The following is a 25600-nucleotide window of genomic DNA, read 5'->3' as shown; positions in this document are numbered from 1 at the left end:
CATTTGCATGAATTTCATTCATGTTGGCACCGCGGCCCACCGTAGAATCGTGAAAAGCCTTTATGAAATCAGGACATACGGCACATGGTGCATCGCTTTCTTGCCGGCGCCTTCGCTCTGCTCATCAGTGGCGCGGCGTTCGGACAAGCCCCTCAAAACGCTCCGGCAATTTCCTATACCCGGGACATCCAGCCGATTTTCACCGAGAAGTGTGTGGCCTGCCACGCCTGCAACGACGCGGCCTGCCAGCTCAATCTCGGCAGTGCCGAGGGCGCCAGCCGCGGCATGTCGAAGGTGCCTGTCTACCAGGGCGACCGCAGCCAGGCGGTCGCGCCGACCCGATTGTTCTATGACGCCAGCGGCCCGGCCGCCTGGCAGCGCATGGGCTTCAACTCGGTGCTGGACCGCCAGGGCAGCCAGGCCGCGTTGATGGCGCGGATGCTCGAACTCGGGCACACCACACCGCTGACGCCTAATGCCAAGCTGCCCGAGGAAATCGTCCTGGGCCTGAACCGCAACAACATGTGCCCGTTGCCCGGCGAATTCGACGCCTATGCCGGCGCGCACCCGAAAGAAGGCATGCCGCTGGCCGTCACCGGCCTGACCAACGCCCAGTACCAGACCCTGCAGCGCTGGCTGGCCCAGGGTGCACCGGTGGAGCACAACCCTGTGCAGCCGAGCGCGAAGGAGGCGGCGCAGGTCGCGGAGTGGGAGGAACTGCTGAACCGTCCGGGTTCTTCCGAGGCGCTGGTGGGGCGCTGGCTCTATGAGCACCTGTTCCTCGCGCATATCTATTTTGTCGGCGGCGAGCCGGGGCATTTCTTCCAGTGGGTGCGTTCGCGCACACCGAGCGGCCAGCCCGTTGACCTGATTGCCACGCGCCGGCCCAATGATCCGCCGGGCACCGATTTCTACTACCGGCTGATGCCTGTGCAGGGCGTGATCGTGCACAAGACCCACATCACCTACCCGATGGGGCCGCAGAAGCTCAAGCGCGTGAAGCAGTTGTTCTACAGCGGCGACTGGCATGCCACGTCGCTGCCCGGCTACGGCCCGCGACACCGGTCCAACCCATTCGAGACCTTCGAGGCGATCCCGGCGGTCGCGCGTTACCAGTTCATGCTGGATAACGCCGAATACTTCGTCCGTACCTTTATCCGTGGCCCGGTGTGCCGCGGGCAGATCGCCACCGACGTGATCCGCGACAACTTCTGGGCCTTGTTCCAGGAGCCCGCCCACGACCGCTACATCACCGATGCGGTGTACCGTGCCGAAGCCACGCCTTTGCTGGCAATGCCTGGCCAGATCGACGACGTTGGCAGCATTCTCAGTCTCTGGCACGCCTACCGCGACAAGCGCAACGAGTACGAGAGCCTGCGCCGTGACACCTACGCCGACATGCCGCCACCGAGCTGGTCGAGTCTGTGGGCCGGCAACGACAATGCGCTGCTGACCATCTTCCGTCACTTCGACAGCGCCTCGGTGACCAAAGGCCTGATCGGCGATGTGCCGCTGACAATGTGGCTGTTCGACTACCCGTTGCTGGAGCGCACTTACTACCAGTTGGCGGTCAACTTCGACGTGTACGGCAACGTCTCGCACCAGGCCCAGACCCGCTTGTACTTCGACCTGATCCGCAACGGCGCGGAGGTCAATTTCCTGCGTCTGATGCCGGCCGACCAGCGTGGCGATATCCTCAGCAACTGGTATCAGAACAGTGGCAAGGTCAAGATGTGGATGGACTACGAGGAGATCGACACCAGCACGCCAAGCGCGCTGAGGCTTGATCCGCGCAACCCGACGCGTGATTTCGGCCTCAAGCTGATCGAGCGCACTGGCAGCCTCAATGCCTCGCCTGACCCGATCAACCGTTGCACCGGCGCCTATTGCTCGCGGGACACCGTCAGCGAAGAGTTCCGTGATGTCGAGCAGGCCCTGAGCCGTCTGGCATCGCGTCCGGCGGCGGGTTTGAAGGTGATTGGCCAGTTGCCAGAAGCGACCTTGCTGCGTATCGAGGGGCAGGGCGGCAAACGGCAGGTCTACAGCATGTTGCGCAACCGCGCGCACAGCAACGTCGCCTTCATGCTGGGCGAGGCCTACCGCTACCAGCCAGGGCTGGACACCCTGACCCTCTATCCGGGGGTGATGAGCAGCTACCCGAACTTCATCTTCAACGTACCGGCCAGCGATGTACCGGAGTTCGTCGAAGACATGGAGGCCGTCCGCGACGACACGGCGAAGTTCGAGCGGATTGTCATGCGTTGGGGCGTACGCCGCAGCCACCCGCAGTTCTGGCAGTACTTCCATGACCTGAACAGCTACATCAAGGAAACCGACCCGGTGGAATCCGGGGTTCTGGACATGAACCGCTACGAGAATCTCTGAAGCCGCAAGCTTCAAGCCTCGAGCGACAAGAGAAAGCAGCGGCGACGCGGGCTGCTTTTTCTTGCCGCTTGCAACTTGCGGCTTGCAGCTATCTTTCCCGACATATTTGGTAGGACTTTGTTCGTCGGCGTGCTTGGCGTAAACTGCCGACAAGTCTGTGAGGAAATTCCATGAGCGCTATAACTATTACCGACGCCGCGCACGATTACCTGGCCGATCTGCTGTCCAAGCAGAACACGCCGGGGATCGGTATCCGAGTCTTCATCACCCAGCCCGGCACCCAATATGCCGAAACCTGCATTGCCTACTGCAAGCCGGGTGAAGAGAAGCCTGAAGACACCGCGCTGGGCCTGAAGAACTTTACTGCCTACATCGACGCTGTCAGCGAGCCGTTCCTCGACGACGCCGTCGTCGACTACGCCACCGACCGCATGGGCGGCCAACTGACCATCAAGGCGCCGAACGCCAAGGTGCCGATGGTCAACGATGACAGCCCGGTCAACGAGCGCATCAACTACTACCTGCAGACCGAGATCAACCCGGGGCTGGCCAGCCACGGTGGTCAGGTCAGCCTGATCGAAGTGGTCGAAGACGGCATCGCCGTGTTGCAGTTCGGCGGTGGTTGCCAGGGCTGCGGCCAGGCCGACGTGACCCTCAAGGACGGTATCGAGCGCACCCTGCTCGAGCGTATCCCGGAGTTGAAGGGCGTTCGCGACGTGACTGACCACACGCAGAAAGAAAACGCTTACTACTAAGCAAAGAGAACGGAGCCAGAGGGCTTAATGCCAGTCAGTTAGCGTTTTGGCGCTTATGTTGGGGCTGCTTTGCAGCCCCAATCTGTTTAACTGACTGGCATTGGCCAGATGGCTCCGTTCTTTTTGTCTGGGATTTCCCATTTCTCCGGGATGGCATGACCGACCTCTTGCAGAAAGGGAACACTTGCTACTGAGGTGTGTCTCAGTCTGGCAATATGACATCGCGGGCCCGCCCCGCGATGTATTTCAGCAGATCCTCAGTCAGGGCCGACATGCAACCTCTCTATCTCAAAAAAATGGTCAACGCCTATATTCAGGCGTCGACATTCTTCGACTCGCAATCCCAGCCGTCTTTCTCCACCGTGCCGATGGCGCCAAAGATGGAGAGCTGGTGGGTGGGCGGAACGGTAGAGGTGACGCAGGACGTCCTGTCTTTCTCGGCCAACTTCGCCAACCGCCTGGCTCATGACCACCTCAACGAGGTGCATATCCCCACAGCGGATATGACCTCGGTCGAATACGAATTCGGCTGGTTCACCGGCATCGTGGTGGTCAGGCATGTAAACGGCGAGTTTCGCTTCCGCTGCTACGGCGCCAAAGGCGTGGTTGCCCGGCTAAATGAGGCGTTCATCGAGCCAAGGGCCGCGACGCTCTCCCTGGCTAAGCCGGTCAAAAGTCGTAACTCACGCTGGAGTAGTAAAACGCCCCCTGGGCGCCTTCGGGAGAAGTGATCGAGTACTTCGGCACGCCGTACAACTGCGCACCCTTGAGCTTGTCCGGGTGGCTGTCGAACAGGTTGATCGCGCCGACCGAGACTTTCAGTCCGAGGTCGAAGCGGTAGCTCAGGTCCAGGTCGGTCACCCACTGCGGGCTGAAGGTCTGGTCCAGTGCCGGGTTGCTGGCGTTGAGGTTTTTCCACTCGCCATAACGGCGCTGGGTCAGGGTCAGGCCCCAGTTCTCGTACAGCCAGTTGGCGCTGAAGGTCAGCTTGTTCTCCGGGGTGCCGTGTTCGATCAGGCCTTGGGTGTTGCGCCCGACAATCTGGTCACCCCGAATGCCACCCACATCCCGCAGGTCGGTGATCCGCGTGCGGGTCTTGGCGACGCCGGCGTTCAGGTCCAGCCGGCCATAGGCCGCGAGGTCCAGTTGGTACTGGCCGCTCAGCTCGATGCCGTCGGTGCGGGTGTCGGCGATGTTGGTGTAGAACGCCGCGCTCTGGATGTTGGCGTAGGGCGTGCCAGCGAAGATCGGTCCGACCACGTTGGACGGCAACTGGTCGGAGAGGGTGATGCGGTTGTCGATATCGATGCGGTAGGCATCCACGCTCAGCGACGCGTTGGTCAATGGTCGCCAGACCAGCCCCAGGGAATAGTTGGTGGATTCCTCGGGCTTCAGCGCCCGGCCACCGAGCAACGCCGCTTCCGGGCTGTCGGCGCGCAGGGTGCGCTGTTGCACTTCAACCCAGTTGCCGCTGCCGGTCGGCTGTTCGACCACCTGCACGCTGAACGATGACAAACCGCTCTGCACCAGCGATGGCGCGCGATAACCGCTGCTGATACTGCCGCGGGCGGCGATCTGCGGGGTGAAGTCGTAGCGCAGCGACAGCTTGCCGTTGGTGGTGTCGCCGAAGTCCGAGTAGTGCTCGGAGCGCACCGCCAGGCCGGCCTGGAACTTGTCGGTGATCTGCCCTTCGAAATCCAGATACGCGCCGAGGACCTTGCGCTCCAGCGAGGCGGCATCGACCTGGGTGATCCCCGAGTAATAGCCCGGAATGCGCCGTCCGGTGATCGGGTCGAGGGTGTTGAACAGCGCGCCATTCTGCCAGCCGGCGGCTTCGCCGGCGCTCAGGACGTAATTTTCCTTGCGCCAGGCCAGGCCCGCGGAAACGGTCAGCGGCTTGGCCAGCAGGTCGGTAGGAAAGTCCCGCACCCAGTCCAGGGTCAGGTTGGTCTGCTCGTTCTCGCGTTCACCGGTGTAGATGTTGTACGGGCTGGCCGTGCCCCAGCTCGGGTTGATGGCATCGCGGTCGGTGGACTTGAGGGTGTCGTTGCCGTAGTTGGCCGCCAGGTCGAACTTGCCCAGTTGCTCGCTTTCGTAACGCACGCCGCCGGTCAGCGCGTAGTCCTCAAGGGCGTAGCGGGTGATCGGCAGGCGCCCGTCCGGATACCGTGACAGGGCCACGCTGCCGTAGTTGCTGCGCAGGGTGGTGGGCGGGTCGAAAAAGCCTTCGGCGTCGGTGTTCTTGTGCGCGTAGGTGGCGAAGCCGTAGGCGGTCAGGCCGTCGCCGAGGCCGATTTCACTGTTGGCGACGAAGTTGTACTGGTCCGATACGCCGCCCGAACCCCAGTTCCAGGTGCGGTAGCGGTTGTTCTGCTCTCGGGGCGTATTGATGCTGGTGCTGCCGGGATAGAAGATCCGGTTGTCCGGGCGGGTGTCGCTGGCCGGGTCCTGGCTGCCGGCGTCGAACGACAGGGTGAGGAAGCCGTCGTTGGGCAGGGCAAAGCCTTTCCAGCCACTAAGCTTGCGCTGCAGGCCGTCGCCCTTGTCGTAGCCGCCGAAACGGTAGCCGATGTTGCCGCCGTCATCGTTTTCCTTGAGCACGATGTTGATCACCCCGGCGATCGCGTCGGAGCCGTATTGGGCGGCGGCGCCGTCGCGCAGGATTTCCACCCGTTGCACCGCGCTGAGCGGGATCAGGCTGAGGTCGACCGCCGCTGCGCCGCGGCCGTTGGCCAGCGCCTGGCGGGTGACGTTGGCGCTGCTGTGGCGGCGCTTGCCGTTGACCAGCACCAGCACCTGGTCCGAGGCCAGCCCGCGCAGCGAGGCGCCCTGGGCGATGGAGCCGGCGAAGGCGCCCTGCGGCGACTGCGGGAAGCTGAAGGACGGCGACAGCGCGGTGAGTGCGCCGGACAAGTCCTTGGCGCCGGTTTCTTCGAGACGTTCGGCGCTCAGCACATCCACCGGCGCGGCGCTTTCCAGCGCGGTAACGTCGCTGCGGCGGGTACCGACCACCACCACGGTGTCGAGCTTGTCACTTTTGGCAGCGGGACCACTGGCGGGTTGCTGGGCCTGAACGGCGGGCACGGCAAGGCCGCCGATGACCAGCGCCACGGCGCCGGCCAAAGGATTCAAACGGAACATGCAAGGCTACTCCTGTAACACGGAAGGAGGCCGGCGATCGGGGTCGCCGGCAAACACGGGATCAGAACCGGCTGGTGACGCTCAAACCGACGGTGCGCGGGTCGCCGTAGGTAATGACGTATTGGCCGGCGGTGCCGTTGGGCCGGCCATGGACCTGGTAGCGGCGGTCGGTGAGGTTGTTGACGAAGCCGGTGACGCTGAGTTTTTCGTCACCGCTGAACCAGGTCAGGCGGCTGTTGACCAGCGTGTAGTGCGGCTGGTTGAGCGGTTCATCGGCGCTGCTCTGGCGGTCGGCGAGGAAGTATTCCTTGTCGCGGTAGCTGACATCACCACCGGCCACCAGCTTGCCGGGGATATCCAGCGGCAGGGTGTAGTCGGCGCCGAGCGAGACCACGTGGCGCGGCGAGCGGACGAAGCTGTTGCCGCTGTAGTCGGCGGTAACGGCGCCGGTGGTGGGGTTGGTGTTCTTGAAGTCGGTGTATTCGGTGTCGAGGAACGACAGCGCCGCGCGCAGGTGCAGGCGATCGGTAGGCTGGCCCTCGATCTCGAGTTCCGCGCCCTTGACCTTGCCCTTGGCGCCGTTGGTCAGCGCGGTGGTGAGGATGCCGTTGTTGACGGTCAGCAGGTTGACCTGGATGTCCTGGTAGTCGTAGTAGAAGACGTTGGCGTTGACCGTCAGGCGGCGGTCGAACCACTCCGATTTCAGGCCCAGTTCGTAGGCGTCCAGCTCTTCTGGATCCACCGTGGTCAACTGCGCGAGGCTGGTGGACAGGCCGGTGTTGAAGCCGCCGGAGCGGAAACCGTGGGCGTAGCGGAAGAACACCCGCAGGTTGTCGTTGATGCGGTATTCCGGGGTCAGGTCGTAGGTCCAGGCATCCCAGCGTTTCTCTTCTTCCTGGTTGCCGTTGCTGCCGGCGGCGGTCAGCGGGATCAGCGGGCCGTTGGCGGTGGCGCGGGTCAACTGGGTCAGGTTGAGGTCGATGTCCTTTTTCTCGGTGGTCCAGCGCAGGCCGCCGGTGACCGTGAGGTTGTCGGTGAAGTCGTAGGCCAGGTTGCCGAACAGCGCATAGCTGTCGGTGCGGTGGTCGTAGTTCAGGTCGCGGAACCCGACGGCGCCGCCGGTCTGGTTGGAGCCGGTGCCGTTGGGCGTCGGGCCGGGAATCACGCGGCGCACGGCGCTGCTGTCGAGGGTTTCATGGAAGTAGTGGGTGCCGAGCATCCAGCGCAGGGTTTCCTGCTGTGGCGAAGCCAGGCGGAATTCCTGCGAATACTGGTCGTAGCGGTTGTCGCTGTCGGTGGCGCCGTTCACCTCGTAGGGGGTGTAGTCGGCGTCGGTGAGGGACTGGTTGCGCAGGTAATCGTAGGCGGTGATCGAGGTCAGGGTGTAGTCACCGAGGTTCCAGTTCAGGGTCAGCGACGTGCCGCTGTGATCGAGTTTGTAGTCCTCGTCGGTGTTCAACTCGATGCGCCGCCCTTCGGGACGCTGGTAGCCGACGTTGTAGTAACGCCCCAGCGGCAGCGAGCCGCTGCTGCCGTCGCCCTTGAACTCGCGGCTGTGGATTTTCAGCAGCGCTTCCAGGTCGTCAGTCACCTTGGCGAGGAACTGCACGCGCACGGCCTTCTTGTTGACGTCGCCGTAGGTCTGGTCGTTGGTCAGGTTATGCGTGAAACCGTCGCGCTCCTCGGAGTACAGCGATACCCGGCCGGCCAAGCGGTCTTCCACCAGCGTGCCGCCGATGGCGCCGTTGAGGATGCGTTCGTTCTTGCTGCCGAAGCCGATGGTGCCGTAGCCGTCGGTGTCGAAGGTGGGTTTCTTCGAGATCACATTGACCGCGCCGGCCGTGGTGTTCTTGCCGTACAGGGTACCTTGCGGACCGCGCAGGATCTCGATGCGTTCCAGGTCGAACAGCGGACCGCCACCGGCCACCGGGGCATTGAGGTAGACGTCGTCGGCGTAGATGCCGACCGGGTAGACCGTGGCGGCGCCGGTGTCGCCGGTGCCCAGGCCGCGGATGTACCAGCGCGGACGGCCGTCACCGTCAGGGTTCTTCGCCGAAGCGTTGGGAATGAAGGTGGTGATATCGCCCATGGCGCGCACGCCGTCGGCGACGAGACTGGTGCCCTGGACCGCCGAGACCGCCACCGGCACTTCCTGGAGGGTTTCCTCGCGGTGCTGGGCGGTGACCGTGACGGCCTTGAGTGACGTGGTGGTGGTGTCGTCGTCGGCGTGAGCGAACTGGCCGGCCAGCAACAGGCTGAGGCCGATGCCTTTAGTGATTGGATTGATCTGGAACATGCTGCTTCTCCCCGAGCGTTGCAGATACAGGGATAGAGCAGGGTTTATGCCAGTTTTATAAGGTATTGATTTATATCAATAAAACGTGAATTTTAGGCGGTGACTGCTAGTTGGGCAGCAGGCGGCTGTGGAATGGCTGCTGCTGGAGCAGCAGCCATCAGGGCCTGATCGCTGCGATTAGGCCCGATAGGGCAAGCGCGAGCCTCAGCCCTCGCGCTTCACCACCAGCGTCAGAATGTCGTAACTCGCCACCAGCTCACCCAACTGGTTGGTCACCTCCACATCCCACGCCACCACCCCTTGCGGAATGCCCTGCGGGCTCTTCTTGCCCTGGTCGATCTTGCGCTTGCAGGTCAGGCGCGCCTGGATGGTGTCGCCGATGCCCACCGGATTGATGAAGCGCAGGTTGTCCAGGCCGTAGTTGGCCAGCACCGGGCCGGGCGCAGGGCTGACGAACAGGCCTGCGGCGGCCGACAGCACGAAGTAGCCGTGAGCGATGCGCTTGCCGAACTGCGATTCGCGGGCGGCGATTTCGTCGAAGTGCATATAGAAATGGTCGCCCGACAGGCAGCCGAAGTTCACCAGGTCAGCCTCGGTGACGGTGCGGCGGTGGGTCAGCAGTGACTCGCCGATGCGCAGGTCTTCGAAGTGGCGGCGGAACGGGTGCACATCGGTTTCGATCACTTCGGCACCGCGCACGTATTCGCCAGTCACGGCCATCAGCATGCTCGGCGAGCCCTGGATCGCGGCGCGTTGCAGGTAGTGCTTGACCGCCCGCAGGCCGCCCAGTTCTTCACCACCACCGGCACGGCCGGGGCCGCCGTGCTTGAGTTGGGGCAAGGGCGAACCGTGGCCGGTGGACTCAGTAGCAGCTTCGCGGTCCAGCACCAGCAGCCGGCCATGCCAGGCCGCTGCTACTGGAATCGCCTTGGCCGCCACGGCCCGGTCGGCGGTGACCAGGCTCGCCACCAGGCTGCCTTTGCCGCGGGCGGCAAGGTCGAGGGCTTCGTCGAGGTCGTCGTAGGTCATCAGGGTGCTGACCGGGCCGAACGCTTCGATGTCGTGGGCGCCGCCTTCGGCATGGGCATCCCGGGCCAGCAGCAGGGTCGGGGCGAAGAACGCACCGTTGGCCACGCCTTCGCCGCGCGGCTCGAAACCGTCGCGCGCGCCGAACAACAGGTCGCAGCTTTGCAGCAGTTGTTCGACCCGTTCACCGACGTCGGCTTGCTGATCGTGGGACGCCAGGGCGCCCATGCGCACGCCTTCCACCGACGGATCACCCACCACCACCTTGCTCAGGCGCTCGCGCAGGCGAGTGGCCACGGCATCCAGGTGCTTTGCCGGGACGATGGCGCGGCGGATGGCCGTGCATTTCTGCCCGGCCTTGGTGGTCATCTCGCGCACCACTTCCTTGATATAGAGGTCGAACTCCTCGCTGTCCGGCGTCACGTCCGGGCCGAGGATGGCGCAGTTCAGCGAGTCGGCCTCGGCGGTGAAGGGCACCGAGTGGCGGATCAGGTTGGGATTGACGCGCAGTTTCGCCGCGGTGTCGGCCGAGCCGGTGAAGGTCACCACGTCCTGGCCGTCGAGACGGTCGAGCAGGTCGCCGGTGCTGCCGATCACCAGTTGCAGGGCGCCTTGTGGCAGCAGGCCGGATTCATCCATCAGGCGCACCACGGCTTCGGTCAGGTAGCTGGTGGCGGTGGCCGGCTTGATGATGCACGGCATGCCGGCGAGGAAGGTCGGCGCGAACTTCTCCAGCATCCCCCAGATCGGGAAGTTGAAGGCGTTGATGTGCACTGCCACGCCGGTGCGCGGCACCAGGATGTGGCTGCCGGCGAAGCGGCCCTGTTTGCCCAGCGGGATCGCCGGGCCTTCATGCACGAGGTTGCCCGACGGCAGTTCGCGGGCGCCGATGCCGGCATAGGAGAACAGCGTGGCGTTGCCGCCTTCGATGTCGATCCAGCTGTCGGCGCGGGTCGCGCCGCTGTGGTGGGACAGGGCGTAGAGCTGTTCCTTGCGCTCGGCCAGGTACAGCGCCAGTGCCTTGAGGCGCTGGGCGCGTTGCTGGAAATCCAGGCCCATCAGCGCCACGCGACCGCGCCGGCGGGCGTGTTCGACAGCTTCGGCGAAGTCCGGGCGCTCTTCGTGGGCATGGGCGAGGACGTGACCGTCCAGGGCGCTGCGCAGGGACTGCGCGCCGTGCTCGCCGATCCAGCGGCCGGCGATGAAGCTTTGCAAGGTTGGGGCAGCAGGCATGGTGTGTCCTCCGATTCTTTTAAGACGGCGCTGTTACCACAGCGCCAGGGTGTAGCCGACGATCAGGCGGTTCTCGTCCAAGGCATTGGTCAGGCCGTTGCCGGAGCGGAAGGTGACGTTGCGCCAGCGCAGGCTGACGTTTTTCAGCGGGCCGCTCTGGATCACGTAGGCAAGGTCGGTGTCGCGCTCGCGCTCACGGCCGTTGTCGATGGACGCGGTCTTGGCGTGGCGGCCGTCTGTGTAGCGGGTCATGAAGGTCAGGCCGGGGATACCGAGGGCGGCGAAGTCGTAGTCGTAGCGCGCCTGCCAGGAATCCAGCCCGGCGCGGGTGAAGGTGTTGTAGGTGACCAGGTTGACGGTGTACGGATCGCCGCCATTGAGGAACGGGAAGGCGCTGTCACCGGACATCTGCTGGAAGGTGCCGCTGAACTTGTGGGCGCCGACCGCCAGGGTGAACATGCTGTTGAAGTTGCGGTTGTCGATGCGTCCGGCACGCTCGGCGCCGTCGCCGCGGCTGTCGAAGTAGCGCAGGTCGCTGCGCAGGCTCACGCCTTCGCCCAGCGGCAGGGTGTGGACCAGGCCGACGAACTGCTGGCGGTAGATCTCTTCCAGCTTGGCGTAGTAGTAGGTCACCGCCAGTTGCGGGTTGAAGGCGTAGGTGCCGCCGCCGAAGTCGAAGTGGTCGCTGGTGGCGGCGCCATAGCCGATGTCGTCATTGCTCGATGAGTCGCGCAGGTTGGCCTTGGTCAGGCGCCCGCCGTTAAGGGTCAGGCCGTCCACTTCCTGGCTGGTCAGCAGGCCGCCGCGGAAGGTCGAGGCCAGCAGGCGGGTGTCGTTGTAGGTCACCACCGGCAGCAGCGGCTGCAGGGTGCCGAGGCGCAGCACGCTTTTCGACAGGCGCACCTTGGCGGTCACACCCAGCTCGCTGTAGTCGTCCGCCGGCTCCAGGCTGTTGCGCCCGTAAGGCAGCAAGCCGGTGCCGCGGCGGTCGCGGCTGGAGTCGAGCTTGATGCCCAGTTGGCCAATGGCATCGACGCCGAAGCCCAATGTGCCGTCGGTGAAGCCCGACTCCAGCTTGGCGGTGAAGCCCTGGGCCCATTCTTCGGCCTTGGATTGCGGCGCGTTGTCCTGGCGGAAGTCGCGGTTGATGTAGTGGTTGCGCAGCTCGATTTTCGCGTGGCTGTCTTCGACGAAGCCGGCCATGGCCTGGGTGCAGGCGAAGGGCAGGGCGATACCGGCCAGAAGGCGAACAGGGTTCATTGTTGTTATTCCCGAGTCGTGTGCTTGTTGAATTAGTGTTTGCTGGCACCGGCGGCGCCGATACCGGTCATGGAGCGGATGAACTGCGCCAGGTAGCGGCCGCGTTCTTCGCTGGCCTGGGCCGAGCGGTCGGTGACCGAGAACACCCAGGCACTGAGGAAGGCCGCGCTCATGGAGAACAGCGCCGGGTTGCTGTAGGGGAACAGCGCCTTGTCGTGATGCAGCACGTTGACCCACACCACCGGGCTCAACACCAGCAGGATCACCGCCGAAAGCAGGCCCGCCAGGCTGCCGGCAACGGCGCCACGGGTGGTCAGGCCTTTCCAGAACATCGACAGGAACAGCACCGGGAAGTTGACCGAGGCTGCGATCGCCAGCACCAGACCGGAGAGGAAGGCGATGTTCTGCGATTCGAACATCAGCCCGAGGATGATCGCCAGTACGCCGATCACCAGGGTAGCGACGCGGGAGACGCGGATTTCTTCCTGTTCGGTAGCCTTGCCCTTGCGGATCACGCAGGCGTACAGGTCGTGGGACACCGCCGAGGCGCCGGACAGCGCCAGACCGGCAACCACCGCGAGGATGGTGGCGAACGCCACGGCCGAGATGAAGCCGAGGAACAGGTTGCCGCCTACGGCTTGCGCCAGGTGCACGGCGATCATGTTGCCGCCGCCGATGATCGCGCCGCTGGCGTCGCGGTAGGCCGGTTCAGTACCGACCATGACGATGGCGCCGAAGCCGATCACGATCAGCAGCAGGTAGAAATAGCCGATGAAGCCGGTGGCGTAGAACACCGATTTACGTGCTTCCTTGGCGTCGCTGACGGTGAAGAAGCGCATCAGGATATGCGGCAGGCCGGCGGTGCCGAACATCATGCCGACGGCCAGGGAAATGGCGTCCACCGGGTTCGACAGCAAGCCGCCCGGCGCCATGATGGCCGCGCCCTTTGCGTGCACGGCGGTGGCGCTGGCGAACATCGCTTCAGTGCTGAAACCGAAATGCTTGAGCACCATGAACGCCATGAACGTGGTGCCGGACAGCAGCATCACCGCCTTGATGATCTGCACCCAGGTGGTGGCGAGCATGCCGCCGAAAGTCACGTAGAACACCATCAGCACGCCCACCAGCATCACCGCGTACAGGTAGCTGATGCCGAACAGCAACTCGATCAGCTTGCCGGCGCCAACCATCTGCGCCACCAGGTACAGCAGCGCCACGGTCAGGGTGCCGAAGGCCGACGTCAGGCGTACCGGCGTCTGCGACAGGCGATAGGAGACCACATCGGCGAAGGTGTATTTGCCCAGGTTGCGCAGGCGTTCGGCGATCAGGAACAGGATGATTGGCCAGCCGGCGAGCACGCCGAGGGCGTAGAGCAGGCCGTCATAGCCGTTGAGGAACATCATCGCCGAGATGCCGAGGAAGGACGCGGCGCTGATCATGTCGCCGGCAATCGCCAGCCCGTTCTGCATCCCGGTCAGGCCGCCGCCGGCGGTGTAGAAGTCACTGGCCGAGCGGGTGCGCAGGGCGGCCCAGCGGGTCACGCCGAGGGTGAACAAGACGAACAGCAGGAACATGCCGATGGCGGTCCAGTTCATTGCGCGCACTCCTGCTTGACCTTGTCATTGAGCGGATCGAGGACGTTGTTGGCGCGGTACACGTAGATACCGGTGAGGGCGAAGGACAGCAGCACGATCAGCACGCCCACCAACATGCCCACCGTGGTCACGCCGCCACTGAGGGACTGGCCCAGGGTGCTGGGGGAAAAGGCCACGAGCAGGACGAAGCCGTAGTAGATCACCAGCATGGCGGCGGTCAGCGTGCCGTTGAGCCGGCGCTTGCGCCGGACCAGTTGCTGGAAATCGGGGTTGTTGCTGATGGATTCGATATGACTGGGGGTCATGGGTGGGCGCTCTCTTGATCTTGTTGTAGTTGTTGTTTGATTCACGCTTGGGTACTGTGGTGTTGCTTGAGTCTTCTCAGGGCTTGCCGGCCTCATCGCTGGCAACGCCAGCTCCCACAGGGTTGGGCACGCCGCGACCGGCCAGGACAGATTCAGAGCTGATCGAAATCGAGCACCACGCGCTCGCTCACCGGGTAGCTCTGGCACGACAGCACATACCCGGCCGCCACTTCGTAGTCTTCCAGGGCATGGTTGCTGTCCATTTCCACTTCGCCTTCGATAACCTTGCACTTGCAGGTCGAGCACACCCCGGCCTTGCACGAGTACGGCAGTTCGGCGCCGATGGCGTTGCCGGCGTCGAGCACGCTCACGGTGTTGCGCGGCAGGTCGAAGGAGAGGGCGCGGCCGTCGCTGATCACGGTGATCTGACTCAGCGCCGAGTCCACTTGCCGCGCGGCTTCGCGGGCCTGGCGGCGCTCGTTGTTGCCGGCGCTGGCGAACAGTTCGAAGTGGATGCGCTCGGCCGCCATGCCCTTGGCCTTCAGCGCATCGCGCACGGTCTCGGTCATTTCCTGCGGACCGCAGATGAACGCGGCGTCGAGCTTGGGCACATCGAGCCAGCGGCTGAACAGTTGCTCGCATTTGTCGGCGTCGATACGGCCGTTGTAGAGGTCGATGTCCTGCTGTTCACGGCTGAACACGAAGATCAGGTTCAGGCGCTGCAGGTAGCGGTTCTTGAGGTCTTCCAACTGTTCGCGAAACAGCGCCGCCGAGCTTGCGCGGTTGCCGTAGAGCAGGGTGACGCGGCTGTTCGGCTCGGCTTCCAGGGTGCTTTTGACGATGGACAGGACCGGCGTGATGCCGCTGCCCGCCGCAACCGCGAGGTAATGGCCGTGGCGCGCCGGGTCGAGGGCGACGTGGAAGCTGCCGGACGGCGGCATCACTTCGAGTACGTCACCGGCCGCCAGGGCTTCGTTGGCGAAGGCGGAGAAACGCCCGCCGTTGACTTTCTTCACCGCTACCCGCAGTTCGTCATCATTGATGCCGGTGCAGATCGAGTACGAGCGACGCACTTCTTCGTCGTCCAGCCGGGTGCGCAGCACCAGGTACTGGCCCTGGGTGAAGCGGAAGGTTTCGCGCAGGTCGTGCGGCACGTCGAACAGGATCGACACGGCGTCACGGGTTTCGCTGCGGACTTGCTTGACGGTCAGGCTATGGAACTGGCTCATGGAATTCTCCATCAGGCGCGCTTGGCCGCGCCTAGATGCACTTGAAGTAGTCAAAGGGCTCGCGGCAGTCGCAGCAGCGGTACAGCGCCTTGCAGGCGGTGGAGCCGAACTGGCTGAGCAGCTCGGTGTGCACGCTGCCGCACTGCGGGCAGGCGATCACGTCGGTCTCGCCCAGCAGGCTGCGCTTGTTGCTGCTGCCGACCGGCGCGGCGATGCCGTAGGCGCGCAGGCGTTCGCGGCCGCTGGCGCTGATCCAGTCGGTGGTCCAGGCCGGGCTCAGTTGCCGGTTCAGTCGCGGCGCGGCGAAACCGGCCTGTTCCAGGGCGTCGCGGATGTCCTGCTCGATCACCTCGGTGGCCGGGCAGCCGGAGTAGGTCGGGGTCACGGTCACGTGCAGGTGCCCTTCGGCCCAGTCCAGATCGCGGACGATGCCCAGCTCGACCACGCTGACCACCGGCACTTCCGGGTCCATGACCTGTTCCAGCACGGTCCAGGCCTGCTGCAGGTCGTCGACCCGGGGCGCGCGGGCGCCGCGGTCGCTGGCGATCAGTTCACCAGGTCGCATCGGGATAGGCTCGCGGCAGGAATTGCATTTCCGCCAGCAGCAAACCCAGGTGCTCGCTGTGCACGCCCTGGCGACCGCTGAGGTAGAAGTGGCTGGCCGGTTGCGGCACCGGCAGGCTGGCGCGGTCGAAGGTGGCTTCGACCTGTTGCTGCCAGTCCAGCGCGACCTGCTCCGGGTTACCGATCACGCCGGCCTGGAACAGGCGCTGCTCGACGGCATCGGCCTCCACCAGCTCGACCGTGAAGCGCCACACCTGGGGCAGGGCGGTGAGCATGCGCTGACGGCTTTCCTCGGTGCCGTCGCCCAGACGCTCGACCCATTCGCCGGAGCGGCGCAGGTGATAGGTGACTTCTTTCAGCGCCTTGGCGGCGACGCCCTGCACGCGCTCGTCAGTGGAGCGGCACAGGCCTTGAAGCACCGCGTAATGCCAGGCGTCGTAGAAGAACTGCTTAAGGATGGTCACCGCGTAATCGCCGTTGGGTTGTTCCACCAGCAGCAGGTTGCGGTAGGCGCGCTCGTCGCGGCGGAACACCAGGTGGTCGGCGTCGCGGCCGTCATCTGCAAGCTCAGCGGCGTATTCCAGCCAGTTGCGCGCCTGGCCGACCAGATCGAGGCCGACGTTCATCAGCGCCAGCTCTTCTTCCAGCGCCGGGGCGCGGCCGCACCACTGGCACAGGCGCTGGGCCTGGACCATGGCGCTGTCGCCCAGGCGCAGCAGGTACTGGATCAGGTCCTGGTTCATCACATGTGCCCCACTTCGGCGGGCAGCTCGTAGAAGCTGGCGTGGCGGTAGATCTTGTCTTCGGACGGGGCGAACAGCGGGTCTTTTTCGTCCGGCGACGAGGCGGTGATCAGCGCCGAAGGCACTACCCACAGGCTCACGCCTTCATTGCGGCGGGTGTACAGCTCGCGGGCGTTCTCGATGGCCATTACCGCGTCGGCGGCGTGCACGCTGCCGACATGCTTGTGGTTAAGGCCGTGCTTGCTGCGCACGAAGACTTCGAAAAGGGTCCATTCGGACATGGCGGGATCTCCTGTCAGGCGGCGGTCAGGCGGCGTTCTTGTTGTGTTTTTTGCGAGCGTGGGCGACCGCGGCCGCGCGTACCCAGGCACCGTCTTCGATGGCCTGGCGGCGGGTGGCGACGCGCTCCTGGTTGCACGGGCCGTTGCCCTTGAGCACTTCGTAGAATTCGTCCCACTGGATCTGGCCGAAGTCGTAGTGGCCGCGCTCGGCATTCCACTTCAGCTCCGGGTCCGGGGCGGTGCAGCCGAGCAATTCCAGCTGCGGCACGGTCTGGTCGACGAAGCGCTGGCGCAGCTCGTCGTTGCTCTGGCGCTTGATTTTCCAGGCCATGGACTGGGCGCTGTTGGGCGAGTGTTCGTCGCTGGGGCCGAACATCATCAGCGAAGGCCACCAGAGGCGGTTGATCGCGTCCTGGACCATGTCCTTCTGGGCCTGGGTGCCCTCGCGCATCATGGTCAGCAGCAGTTCATAGCCCTGGCGCTGGTGGAAGCTCTCTTCCTTGCAGATGCGGATCATCGCCCGCGAATAAGGGCCGTAGCTGGTGCGCTGGAGCACCACCTGATTGACGATGGCGGCGCCATCCACCAGCCAGCCCACCGCGCCGATATCGGCCCAGCTCAGGGTCGGGTAGTTGAAAATGCTCGAATACTTGGCTTTTCCGCTGTGAAGCTTGTCAATTTCTGTATCGCGATCAGCGCCCAGGGTTTCCATGGCGCTGTACAGGTACAAACCGTGGCCGGCTTCGTCCTGAATCTTCGCCATCAGCTGCAATTTGCGCTTGAGGCTCGGGGCGCGGGTGACCCAGTTGCCTTCCGGCAGCATGCCGACGATTTCGGAGTGGGCGTGTTGGGAAATCTGCCGGATCAGCGTCTGTCGGTAGGCGTCCGGCATCCAGTTCTTGGCTTCGATCTTGATCTCGGCGTCGATGCGCTCCTGGAAGGCGCGCTCCTGCTCGGACATCTCTTCGAGCGTCTTCAGGCGCTTGACGCCGGTTTCGACCAATTGTGCGTACATGAGGGGTCTCCCGCCTTTTTGTCGTGGGGGCTTTGGGGCGTGAGACAGTTATAAGTGATACAAAACCAAATATCAAACAGAAAAAATCGTGTCGTAATTGTTTTTTGTATCAGATCGCGGTGTTGATGACGAACGGCGGCAGGGTTGCGCTATGTACCAAAAGTAACCTACCTTTGGTATGTCCATAATTCATCTCAACTGCCCGGAGTAACCCATGCAAAATGCCCTGATCGTTGTTGCGCATCCCGACACCGAATCCCTGACTCACCGCGTCGCCGCCGAACTGGCTCGCGGCGTTGCTGAACAGGACGCGTTCGAGCTCGCCGACCTCAGCGCCGAAGGTTTCGATCCGCGCTACAACACCGAAGATCTCGACCTGTTCCGCAACCAGGCGGCCGTGCCTGCGGATGTCGTTGCCGAACAGGCGCGAATCGACCGGGCCGATGCGCTGGTGCTAGTGTATCCGGTGTATTGGTGGTCGTTCCCGGCGCTGCTCAAGGGCTGGATCGACCGCGTGTTCACCAGCGGCTGGGCCTACGATCAGGCCGAGCAAGGGCTGTTGCAGCGTTTGCCGGTGCACCTGGTGGCGATTGCCGGCGCCGGTCCGCGCACCTACGACAAACACGGCTATTCGGTGGCGATGCACACCCAGATCGAACACGGGATCTTTGGCTATTGCGGCGCGCGGGTGGCATCCTCGACGCTTTTGACCCAGATGGATGAGCATTTCCCCGAGGGGCATTTCGAGACAGCGCGGCGTATTGGCCGTGAGCTGTTCAGTCACAGGAGTTGAAGCATGAGCGACACCCGCAAGCGCCTGACCCGCGAGCAGCGCCTGGAGCAGTTGCTCGACGTCTCTCGGCAGCTGATCGCCGCCGAGGGCACCGATGCCCTGAGTCTGGGCCGACTGGCCGAGGCGGCGGGGATCACCAAGCCGACGGTGTATGACCATTTCGGCACGCGGGAAGGGCTGCTGACCGCGCTTTACCGGGATTTTGAAACGCGGCAGAACCTGCTGATCGACGCGGCCATGGCGGCGGGTGAAGCGAGTCTGACGGGCAAGGCGCGGGCGATCGCCGACAGTTATGTCGATTGCGTGCTGGCCGAGGGGCGGGAGATTCCCGGGGTGCTGGCGGCGCTGGAAGGCTCGCCGGAACTGGCGCGGTTGAAGCGCGAGTGTCAGCTTGAATTTCTCGGCAAGTGCCGGACGGTGCTCGGGCCGTTTGCCGGGGCGCTTTCTACGGCGGGGCTATGGGGAATGCTGGGCGCGGCGGACGCGTTGTCTGGAGTTGCGGTGGCTGGAGAGATTGACCATGGGCAGGCGCGGGGGGAGTTGTTTGCGGTGATTGTCAGTCTGGTGGACAGGAGTTGAGGTTGTCACTGGTTAGTGAGGGCCCTATCGCTGCATGGGTATCTACACATCTCGCTGCTCACCAACCTGTGGGAGCGGATGAATCCGCTCCCACAGGATCGCAAGTGGCTGACGATTTGCGATTGCCTGTGAGATGTGTCAGCGATAAGGCCTAAAAGACCGACCTCAGCCCTCAACCCGCCTGCTTGCGCTTGTCATACACATGACACGCCTTGCCTTCCGAGCGCTTGATCGAATACGCCGGCTGCAACACGATCCGCGAGCTGATGCCGATATGGGTCTTGATATGCCGGCTCAGCTCCGAGCACACCTCTTTCTGCTGCGCATCGCCCAGATGCTGGTGCTCACCACGCAATTCAACATGGATATCGATGCTGTCCAGGTTGCCATTGCGGTACAGGTGAATCTCGTAGCATTCGGATAGCTGTTTGACTTTCAGCACCTGCTCCTCGACCTGGGTCGGGAACACGTTGACCCCGCGGATGATCAGCATGTCGTCGCTGCGGCCGGTGATCTTGTCGATGCGCCGCATCGGCCGCGCGGTCCCCGGCAGCAGGCGGGTCAGGTCGCGGGTGCGGTAGCGCACCATCGGCAGCGCTTCCTTGCTCAGGGTGGTGAACACCAGTTCGCCCAGCTCGCCGTCCGGCAGCACTTCGCCGGTTACCGGGTCGATGATCTCAGGGTAGAAGTGGTCTTCCCAGACAGTCGGCCCGTCTCGGCTTTCGGCGCATTCCATGGCGACGCCCGGCCCCATGATTTCCGACAGGCCATAAATATCCAGCGCGGTGATGCCCAGGCGCGCTTCGATCGATGCGCGCAGTTCCGGCGTCCACGGCTCGGCGCCGAAGATGCCCAGGCGCAGCGCCAGCTTGTGCGGGTCGATGCCCTGGCGTTCGATTTCGTCGGCCAGATTGAGCATGTACGACGGCGTGACCATGATGATGTCGGGCTGGAAGTCGCGGATCAGTTGCACCTGTTTCTCGGTCTGGCCGCCGGACATCGGGATCACTGTGCAACCCAAGCGTTCGGCGCCGTAATGGGCGCCGAGGCCACCGGTGAACAGGCCGTAGCCATAGGAGATATGCACCTTGTCGCCCTTGCGCCCACCCGCGGCGCGGATCGAACGGGCCACCAGGTCGGCCCAGTTGTCGATGTCTCTCTGGGTGTAGCCGACCACGGTCGGTTTGCCGGTGGTGCCGCTGGAGGCGTGCAGGCGAACGATGTCGTGTTGTGGCACGGCGAACATGCCGAACGGGTAGTTGTCGCGCAGGTCGTTCTTCACCGTGAACGGGAAGCGCGCGAGGTCATCGAGGCTGTTCAGGTCGGAAGGGTGAATGCCCAGTTCGTCGAAGCGCTGCCGGTACATCGGCACGTTCTGGTACGCGTGCTCCAGGCTCCAGCGCAGGCGCTGCAACTGGTGGGCGCGCAGTTCGTCGACACTGGCGGTTTCCATCGGGTCAAGCACGGAGGCGGGGGAAAGCTGCATGTTCATGGGTTCACTCTAATGTTGTTGTTGTCTGCGGCCGGCACGTCGGCCCGAGTGCATGACGCCAAGCATAACCCGGCGCCATGGAGCGTTCAGTGTTCAGTCGTCGAGGCGTTCGATGATCATCGCCAGCCCCTGGCCAACGCCGATGCACAAGGTGCACAGGGCGTAGCGGCCATTGCGTTGTTCCAGTTCGGTGAGGGCGGTGGTGACCAGCCGCGCGCCGCTCATGCCCAGTGGATGACCCAGGGCGATGGCGCCGCCGTTGGGGTTGACCCGTGGATCGTCATCGGCCACGCCGAGTTCCCGCAGTACCGCCAGGCCCTGGGCGGCAAAGGCTTCGTTGAGTTCGATCACGTCCATGTCGGCCAGGGCCAGCCCGGCCAGTTCCAGCACCTTGCGGGTCGCTGGCACCGGGCCGATGCCCATGATCCGCGGTTCGACCCCGGCGCTGGCCATTGCCACCACTCGGCCACGGGCTTTCAGGCCGTAGCGGCGGGCGACGTCGCGGCTGGCCAGCAGCACGGCGCAGGCACCGTCATTCACCCCCGAGGCGTTGCCGGCGGTGATGCTGCCGCCCTCGCGGAACGGCGTGCCGAGGCGTTGCAACTGTTCCAGGGTGGTGTCGGCGCGCGGGTGCTCGTCGTGTTCCACCAGTTTCGGCGGGCCTTTGCGCTGCGGCACCGGCACCGGGACGATTTCCAGTGCGAGGCGGCCGCTGGCCTGGGCCGCGCCTGCACGCCGCTGGCTGCGCAGGGCGAAGGCGTCCTGGTCGGCGCGGTTGATCTTGAACTGCGCAGCAACGTTCTCGGCGGTCTCCGGCATGCTGTCGATGCCGTACTGCTGCTGCATCAGCGGATTGACGAAGCGCCAGCCGATGGTGGTGTCGAAGAGCTCAGCCTGGCGTGAAAACGCCTGTTCGGCCTTGCCCATCACTAGCGGTGCGCGGGACATCGATTCGACGCCGCCGGCCAGCACCAGCCCAGCTTCGTTGCAGCGAATCGCCCGCGCGGCGGCGCCGACCGCTTCCAGGCCGGAGGCGCAGAGGCGGTTGAGGGTCACGCCGGGCACGCTGATTGGCAGGCCGGCCAGCAGCGACGACATGCGCGCGACGTTGCGGTTGTCTTCGCCGGCCTGGTTGGCGCAGCCGTAGAACACATCGTCCACCTGGCTCCAGTCCACCTGCGGATGGCGTTGCATCAGGGCGCGCAGCGGCACGGCGCCGAGGTCGTCGGCGCGCACGCCGCTCAAGGCGCCGGCGTAGCGCCCGATAGGGGTGCGCACGGCATCGATGATCAGGGCGTCATTCATGTCAGGGTCTCCGGTTCGAGTACGCTGCCGCGTATCTGGTAGGACTTGCCGCGAAACAGCGCGATCAACTTGCCGTGCTGGTTCTCGATGCGGACGTCATAAGTGCCGGTGCGTTTGCCGCGGCTCAGTTCAGTGCAGTCGGCGGTCAGGGTGTCATCGAGCTGCGCCGGGGCGATGTATTCGATGCTGCAACCCTGGGCCACGGTGGCGTTGTTGTGGCTGTTGCAGGCGAAGGCGAACGCCGAATCGGCGAGGGCGAACAGAAACCCGCCGTGGCAGGTGCCGTGGCCTTGCAACATGTCGGCGCGCACGCTCATGCCGACCCGCGCCGTGCCCGGGCCGCTGGCCAGCAGGCGCATGCCGAGGCCCTGGCTGGCGGCATCGCGGTCGAACAGGGCCTGGGCGCAGCGGCTGGCCAGATCCAGACGGTCATTCATGAAAGCGTGCTCCTTCGGCCAGTTGCCGACGCAGTTGCAGGGACGGGCGATAGCGTTCTTCGCCATAGGCGGCTTGCAGGTGATCGAGCACGGTCACCAGGGTGTCGGCGCCGACCTGATCGGCCCAGGCCAGCGGGCCACGGGGGTAATTGACCCCGGCGCGCATCGCCAGGTCGATATCCGCCGCCGAGGCCACGCCTTGCAGCAGGGCGTCGGCGGCTTCGTTGGCGAGCATGGCGACGGTGCGCAGCACGCACAGCGCCGGGCTGTCGCGCAGCGGGGTGACGGCGATGCCGGCGGCGTTCAGCAGCGCGACCACCTGGTCCACGGCCTCGGCCGAGGTGCCGTTGGCCCAACTGATACCCACGCGGGTGCAGCGGCGGTAATCCAGGGCCAGGTCGAGCAGCACCAGTTCGGTCAGGCTGTCATCGGCGGCGCGCTGGCTGGCCAGACGTCCGTCGCTCAGGGCCACGGTGGCGTCGCCGACCCGCAGTAACCCGCGCCCGGCGCGGCGGCTGATGCTCACGCCCTGTTCGGTCAGGCGCTCCAGCAATGGCTGCAACAGTCCGGCGTCGCCTTCGACGACCACGGCCGGCACTTTTACCGGGCTGTCCAGGCTGGCGGCGGACGGGCGCACGGCGCCTTCGCGGTAGTCATAGAAGCCGCGACCGCTCTTGCGTCCGTAGTGGCCAGCGTCCACCAGTTCTTTCTGGATCTGCGACGGCTGGAAGCGCATGTCCTGGTAATAGGCGTCGAACACCGAACAGGTCACCGCGTAATTGACGTCGTGGCCGATCAGGTCGGTCAGTTCGAAGGCGCCCATGGCAAAGCCGCCGGCCTCCCGCAGCAGCGCATCGAGGCTGGCGCAATCGGCGGCGCCTTCTTGCAGCAAACGCAGGCTTTCGGCATAGAACGGCCGGGCCACGCGGTTGACGATAAAGCCAGGGGTGGAGCGCGCCAGTACCGGCTGCTTGCCCCAGGCCAGGGCGGTGGCGAGCACGCGCGCGGCGACATTCGGGTCGGTGGCCAGGCCCTTGATCACTTCCACCAGGGCCATGACCGGCGCCGGGTTGAAGAAGTGCATGCCGACCAGCCGCTCGGGCCGGCGCATGCCGGCGCCGAGGCGGGTGATGGAAATCGACGAGGTATTGCTGGCGAGGATGCAGTCCGGGGCGCAGAGGGATTCCAGCTGCTGCAGCAACGCCTGCTTGACCTCCAGGTTCTCGACGATGGCCTCGATCACCAGCCCGGCATCGGCCAGTCGCTCCAGGCTGTCGGCGGGCACCAGCGCGGCAAGGCAGGCGTCGCGGGCGCTGGCGGCCAGCTTGCCGTTGTCGACCCGTTTCGCCAGTTGCCGCGCGATGCCGTCGATGGCCTGGGCGGCGGCGCCGGGGCGGTTGTCGTGGAGCCAGACTCGATGCCCGGCGCTGGCGGCCACCTGGGCGATGCCGGCGCCCATGGCACCGGCGCCGATCACCGCGACGGGCACGTTGCTGTTCAGTGCACTCATCGACTCAGTACCCCTTGAACTGCGGCGTGCGTTTTTCCATGAAGGCGGCGACGCCTTCGCGGTAGTCCTCGCTGCGTCCGGCCAGGCGTTGCAGGTCGCGCTCCAGCGTCAGTTGCTGCTCGAAGCTGCTGTCCAGGCTGGCGTGCAGGCTGCGCTTGATCAGGCCCAGGCCGTAGGTTGGCTGGGTGGCGAGCTGGCGGGCGAGGGCGATGGCCTGGTCGCGCAGTTCGGCGTCATCGACCACCCGATAGATCAGCCCCCATTCCAGCGCCTGCTCGGCGCTCAGGCGCTCGCCGAGCAGCGTCAGCGCCTTGGCCCGGGCCATGCCGACCAGCCGTGGCAACGCCCAGGTGCCGGCGGAGTCGGGAATCAGGCCGATCTTGCAAAACGCCTGGATAAAGCTGGCCGAGCGCGCCGCCAGGACCAGGTCGCAGGCCAGCGGAATATTCGCCCCGGCGCCGGCGGCAACGCCGTTGACCGCGCAGATCACCGGGATCGGCAGCTCGCGCAGGGTACGGATCAGCGGGTTGTAGAAGCGCTCGATGGACAGGCCGAGGTCGGGCATTTCTGCGCCGGGGGCGACGTTGCGGTCACTGAGGTCTTGTCCGGCACAGAAGCCGCGGCCTTCGGCGGTCAGCAGCAGGACGCGGACGTCGCCGTTGTTCTGCACGGTTTTCAGGGCCTCGCGCACTTCCTGATGCATCAGCGTATTGAAGCTGTTCAGTTGCTCGGGGCGGTTGAGGCTCAGGGTGGCGACCCCGGCTTCGATGGAAAACAGGATGTGCTGGTAGCTCATGACGGGTCCTCTTAGCAGCCTTTGAATTGGGCCGGGCGTTTTTCCTGGAAGGCGCGGATGCCTTCGTTGCGGTCGGCGGTGCCGGCCAGCAGGGTGAAGGCGTGGCGTTCGAAGCGCAGACCGCTGGCAAGGTCCAGGTCCTGGGCCTTGAGCACGGCTTCCTTGGCCAGACGCACCGCCAGCGGCGCTTTGGCGGCAATGCGCTGGGCGATCTGCAGGGCGCGTTCGACAGTCAGTTCTGGTGGGGTGATTTCGCTGACCAGCCCGGCATCGAGGGCGCGGCGGGCGCTGATGGATTCGCCGGCGAGGACCATCTGCATCGCCAGCGACTTGCCCACCGCCCGCAGCAGGCGCTGGGTGCCACCGGCGCCGGGCATGATCCCGAGGTTGATTTCCGGCTGGCCGAACTGGGCGTCGTCGCCGGCAATCAGGATGTCGGCGTGCATCGCCAGTTCGCAGCCACCGCCCAGGGCGTAGCCGTTGACCGCAGCGATCAGCGGTTTGGGGAAGCGGGTGATTTGCTGCCAATGGGCCTGGCGCGGGTCGTCGAGCATGCCGACCAGATCGCGCTCGGCCATTTCGTTGAGGTCGGCGCCGGCGGCGAAGGCCTTGCGGCTGCCGGTGATGACCACGGCGCGGACCTCGGGGTCGTCGGCGCAGCGTTGCAGTTCGTCCGCCAGCTCGCCCAGCAGTTCGGTGGTCAGGGCATTCAGTGCATGTGGACGATGCAGGGTGATCAGGCGTGTGGCCTGATGCGCCTGCACCACAAGGGTGTTCGGCATCACGACTTCCTCGCAAGGCTCGCCGGACTCACAGGTCGGCGTTTTATTGTTGGACGGGCTCGATGGCCGTTTCGCCAA

The 25600-nt window shown here is 64.9% G+C and carries 21 protein-coding genes and 1 pseudogene; 5 read left to right on the top strand and 17 right to left on the bottom strand.

What is annotated here, in order from left to right:
• Positions 1 to 84: 84 nt before the first annotated feature.
• The 3 genes from HWV67_RS07300 to HWV67_RS07290 all read left to right on the top strand — a co-directional run bounded on the left by HWV67_RS07300 (position 85) and on the right by HWV67_RS07290 (position 3871).
• The gene (locus tag HWV67_RS07300) at positions 85 to 2385 is read left to right on the top strand and encodes a fatty acid cis/trans isomerase (RefSeq protein ID WP_175650586.1); all 2301 of its coding nucleotides are present in this window, start codon (positions 85 to 87) and stop codon (positions 2383 to 2385) included.
• Positions 2386 to 2555: 170 nt separating this feature from the next.
• The gene (nfuA, locus tag HWV67_RS07295) at positions 2556 to 3140 is read left to right on the top strand and encodes a Fe-S biogenesis protein NfuA (RefSeq protein ID WP_175650585.1); all 585 of its coding nucleotides are present in this window, start codon (positions 2556 to 2558) and stop codon (positions 3138 to 3140) included.
• A gap of 272 nt (positions 3141 to 3412) precedes the next feature.
• Positions 3413 to 3871, top strand: coding sequence for a hypothetical protein (locus HWV67_RS07290; protein WP_175650584.1), 459 nt, complete (start codon positions 3413 to 3415; stop codon positions 3869 to 3871).
• Here the strand turns inward: HWV67_RS07290 and HWV67_RS07285 are convergent.
• From HWV67_RS07285 to paaA, 11 genes and pseudogenes are all read right to left on the bottom strand, one after another.
• On the bottom strand, positions 3810 to 6281 hold the full coding sequence (locus HWV67_RS07285) for a TonB-dependent receptor plug domain-containing protein (protein ID WP_175650583.1): 2472 nt from the start codon (positions 6279 to 6281) through the stop codon (positions 3810 to 3812). The two genes, HWV67_RS07290 and HWV67_RS07285, sit on opposite strands and share 62 nt — an antisense overlap.
• 61 nt (positions 6282 to 6342) lie before the next feature.
• On the bottom strand, positions 6343 to 8577 hold the full coding sequence (locus tag HWV67_RS07280; RefSeq protein ID WP_175650582.1) for a TonB-dependent receptor: 2235 nt from the start codon (positions 8575 to 8577) through the stop codon (positions 6343 to 6345).
• Positions 8578 to 8781: 204 nt separating this feature from the next.
• Complete coding sequence (gene paaZ / locus HWV67_RS07275) at positions 8782 to 10836, bottom strand: phenylacetic acid degradation bifunctional protein PaaZ (RefSeq protein ID WP_175650581.1); 2055 nt, start codon at positions 10834 to 10836, stop codon at positions 8782 to 8784.
• Between the two features lie 33 nt (positions 10837 to 10869).
• Complete coding sequence (locus tag HWV67_RS07270) at positions 10870 to 12096, bottom strand: OprD family porin (RefSeq protein WP_175650580.1); 1227 nt, start codon at positions 12094 to 12096, stop codon at positions 10870 to 10872.
• 32 nt (positions 12097 to 12128) lie between these two features.
• A pseudogene (locus HWV67_RS07265) lies at positions 12129 to 13697 on the bottom strand (cation acetate symporter); the annotation flags it as partial.
• On the bottom strand, positions 13688 to 13996 hold the full coding sequence (locus tag HWV67_RS07260; RefSeq protein WP_110968640.1) for a DUF485 domain-containing protein: 309 nt from the start codon (positions 13994 to 13996) through the stop codon (positions 13688 to 13690). The pseudogene HWV67_RS07265 and the gene HWV67_RS07260, both read right to left, overlap by 10 nt.
• A 152-nt stretch (positions 13997 to 14148) precedes the next feature.
• Positions 14149 to 15225 carry a 1,2-phenylacetyl-CoA epoxidase subunit PaaE gene (gene paaE / locus HWV67_RS07255; protein ID WP_175650578.1) on the bottom strand — a complete coding sequence of 359 codons (1077 nt, stop codon included), beginning with the start codon at positions 15223 to 15225 and terminating at the stop codon, positions 14149 to 14151.
• A 31-nt stretch (positions 15226 to 15256) separates the two neighbouring features.
• Complete coding sequence (gene paaD / locus HWV67_RS07250; RefSeq protein WP_175650577.1) at positions 15257 to 15790, bottom strand: 1,2-phenylacetyl-CoA epoxidase subunit PaaD; 534 nt, start codon at positions 15788 to 15790, stop codon at positions 15257 to 15259.
• Entirely contained in the window at positions 15777 to 16532 is a 756-nt protein-coding gene (gene paaC, locus HWV67_RS07245) for a 1,2-phenylacetyl-CoA epoxidase subunit PaaC (RefSeq protein WP_110968637.1), read from the bottom strand. The genes paaD and paaC overlap by 14 nt, the downstream gene beginning before the upstream one ends.
• Complete coding sequence (gene paaB, locus HWV67_RS07240; protein WP_095155061.1) at positions 16532 to 16813, bottom strand: 1,2-phenylacetyl-CoA epoxidase subunit PaaB; 282 nt, start codon at positions 16811 to 16813, stop codon at positions 16532 to 16534. Before paaB ends, paaC begins: the two co-directional genes overlap by 1 nt.
• A gap of 25 nt (positions 16814 to 16838) precedes the next feature.
• Positions 16839 to 17828, bottom strand: coding sequence for a 1,2-phenylacetyl-CoA epoxidase subunit PaaA (gene paaA / locus HWV67_RS07235; protein WP_175650576.1), 990 nt, complete (start codon positions 17826 to 17828; stop codon positions 16839 to 16841).
• 214 nt (positions 17829 to 18042) lie between these two features.
• On the opposite strand from paaA, the gene HWV67_RS07230 reads away from it, so the two are divergent.
• A complete protein-coding gene (locus HWV67_RS07230) occupies positions 18043 to 18621 on the top strand; it encodes an NAD(P)H-dependent oxidoreductase (protein WP_175650575.1) in 579 nt (192 codons plus the stop codon).
• A 3-nt stretch (positions 18622 to 18624) separates the two neighbouring features.
• Positions 18625 to 19200: a TetR/AcrR family transcriptional regulator gene (locus HWV67_RS07225; RefSeq protein ID WP_175650574.1), complete on the top strand. Its 576-nt coding sequence runs from the start codon at positions 18625 to 18627 to the stop codon at positions 19198 to 19200.
• A 172-nt stretch (positions 19201 to 19372) separates the two neighbouring features.
• On the opposite strand, the gene paaK is transcribed toward HWV67_RS07225, so the two are convergent.
• From paaK to paaF, 6 genes are all read right to left on the bottom strand, one after another.
• Positions 19373 to 20692, bottom strand: coding sequence for a phenylacetate--CoA ligase PaaK (gene paaK, locus HWV67_RS07220; protein WP_175650573.1), 1320 nt, complete (start codon positions 20690 to 20692; stop codon positions 19373 to 19375).
• A gap of 93 nt (positions 20693 to 20785) precedes the next feature.
• Positions 20786 to 21997 (bottom strand): 3-oxoadipyl-CoA thiolase, encoded by a 1212-nt coding sequence (gene pcaF, locus HWV67_RS07215; protein WP_175650572.1) that lies wholly within the window; start codon positions 21995 to 21997, stop codon positions 20786 to 20788.
• Positions 21994 to 22434 (bottom strand): hydroxyphenylacetyl-CoA thioesterase PaaI, encoded by a 441-nt coding sequence (gene paaI / locus HWV67_RS07210; protein WP_175650571.1) that lies wholly within the window; start codon positions 22432 to 22434, stop codon positions 21994 to 21996. The genes pcaF and paaI overlap by 4 nt, the downstream gene beginning before the upstream one ends.
• Entirely contained in the window at positions 22427 to 23944 is a 1518-nt protein-coding gene (gene paaH / locus HWV67_RS07205; protein ID WP_175650570.1) for a 3-hydroxyacyl-CoA dehydrogenase PaaH, read from the bottom strand. The genes paaI and paaH overlap by 8 nt, the downstream gene beginning before the upstream one ends.
• 4 nt (positions 23945 to 23948) lie before the next feature.
• Complete coding sequence (gene paaG, locus HWV67_RS07200; RefSeq protein ID WP_175650569.1) at positions 23949 to 24740, bottom strand: 2-(1,2-epoxy-1,2-dihydrophenyl)acetyl-CoA isomerase PaaG; 792 nt, start codon at positions 24738 to 24740, stop codon at positions 23949 to 23951.
• An 11-nt stretch (positions 24741 to 24751) separates the two neighbouring features.
• Entirely contained in the window at positions 24752 to 25522 is a 771-nt protein-coding gene (paaF, locus tag HWV67_RS07195) for a 2,3-dehydroadipyl-CoA hydratase PaaF (RefSeq protein ID WP_175650568.1), read from the bottom strand.
• Between the last annotated feature and the right edge of the window lie 78 nt (positions 25523 to 25600).

The organism is Pseudomonas sp. Marseille-P9899, assembly GCF_903166565.1.
Lineage (GTDB): Bacteria > Pseudomonadota > Gammaproteobacteria > Pseudomonadales > Pseudomonadaceae > Aquipseudomonas > Aquipseudomonas huaxiensis.
This window is presented reverse-complemented; position numbering and strand designations above follow the sequence as displayed.

What these genes read in the sequence shown, in the direction of transcription:
- paaA (WP_175650576.1), bottom strand. Translation starts at nt 17,828, where the DNA reads ATGTACGCACAATTGGTCGAAACCGGCGTCAAGCGCCTGAAGACGCTC.
- paaI (WP_175650571.1), bottom strand. Translation starts at nt 22,434, where the DNA reads ATGAATGACCGTCTGGATCTGGCCAGCCGCTGCGCCCAGGCCCTGTTC.
- HWV67_RS07270 (WP_175650580.1), bottom strand. Translation starts at nt 12,096, where the DNA reads ATGAACCCTGTTCGCCTTCTGGCCGGTATCGCCCTGCCCTTCGCCTGC.
- HWV67_RS07280 (WP_175650582.1), bottom strand. Translation starts at nt 8,577, where the DNA reads ATGTTCCAGATCAATCCAATCACTAAAGGCATCGGCCTCAGCCTGTTG.
- HWV67_RS07225 (WP_175650574.1), top strand. Translation starts at nt 18,625, where the DNA reads ATGAGCGACACCCGCAAGCGCCTGACCCGCGAGCAGCGCCTGGAGCAG.
- HWV67_RS07230 (WP_175650575.1), top strand. Translation starts at nt 18,043, where the DNA reads ATGCAAAATGCCCTGATCGTTGTTGCGCATCCCGACACCGAATCCCTG.
- paaD (WP_175650577.1), bottom strand. Translation starts at nt 15,790, where the DNA reads ATGCGACCTGGTGAACTGATCGCCAGCGACCGCGGCGCCCGCGCGCCC.
- HWV67_RS07290 (WP_175650584.1), top strand. Translation starts at nt 3,413, where the DNA reads ATGCAACCTCTCTATCTCAAAAAAATGGTCAACGCCTATATTCAGGCG.
- paaH (WP_175650570.1), bottom strand. Translation starts at nt 23,944, where the DNA reads ATGAGTGCACTGAACAGCAACGTGCCCGTCGCGGTGATCGGCGCCGGT.
- paaC (WP_110968637.1), bottom strand. Translation starts at nt 16,532, where the DNA reads ATGAACCAGGACCTGATCCAGTACCTGCTGCGCCTGGGCGACAGCGCC.
- HWV67_RS07300 (WP_175650586.1), top strand. Translation starts at nt 85, where the DNA reads ATGGTGCATCGCTTTCTTGCCGGCGCCTTCGCTCTGCTCATCAGTGGC.
- HWV67_RS07285 (WP_175650583.1), bottom strand. Translation starts at nt 6,281, where the DNA reads ATGTTCCGTTTGAATCCTTTGGCCGGCGCCGTGGCGCTGGTCATCGGC.
- paaF (WP_175650568.1), bottom strand. Translation starts at nt 25,522, where the DNA reads ATGCCGAACACCCTTGTGGTGCAGGCGCATCAGGCCACACGCCTGATC.
- pcaF (WP_175650572.1), bottom strand. Translation starts at nt 21,997, where the DNA reads ATGAATGACGCCCTGATCATCGATGCCGTGCGCACCCCTATCGGGCGC.
- paaE (WP_175650578.1), bottom strand. Translation starts at nt 15,225, where the DNA reads ATGAGCCAGTTCCATAGCCTGACCGTCAAGCAAGTCCGCAGCGAAACC.
- paaZ (WP_175650581.1), bottom strand. Translation starts at nt 10,836, where the DNA reads ATGCCTGCTGCCCCAACCTTGCAAAGCTTCATCGCCGGCCGCTGGATC.
- paaG (WP_175650569.1), bottom strand. Translation starts at nt 24,740, where the DNA reads ATGAGCTACCAGCACATCCTGTTTTCCATCGAAGCCGGGGTCGCCACC.
- HWV67_RS07260 (WP_110968640.1), bottom strand. Translation starts at nt 13,996, where the DNA reads ATGACCCCCAGTCATATCGAATCCATCAGCAACAACCCCGATTTCCAG.
- nfuA (WP_175650585.1), top strand. Translation starts at nt 2,556, where the DNA reads ATGAGCGCTATAACTATTACCGACGCCGCGCACGATTACCTGGCCGAT.
- paaK (WP_175650573.1), bottom strand. Translation starts at nt 20,692, where the DNA reads ATGAACATGCAGCTTTCCCCCGCCTCCGTGCTTGACCCGATGGAAACC.
- paaB (WP_095155061.1), bottom strand. Translation starts at nt 16,813, where the DNA reads ATGTCCGAATGGACCCTTTTCGAAGTCTTCGTGCGCAGCAAGCACGGC.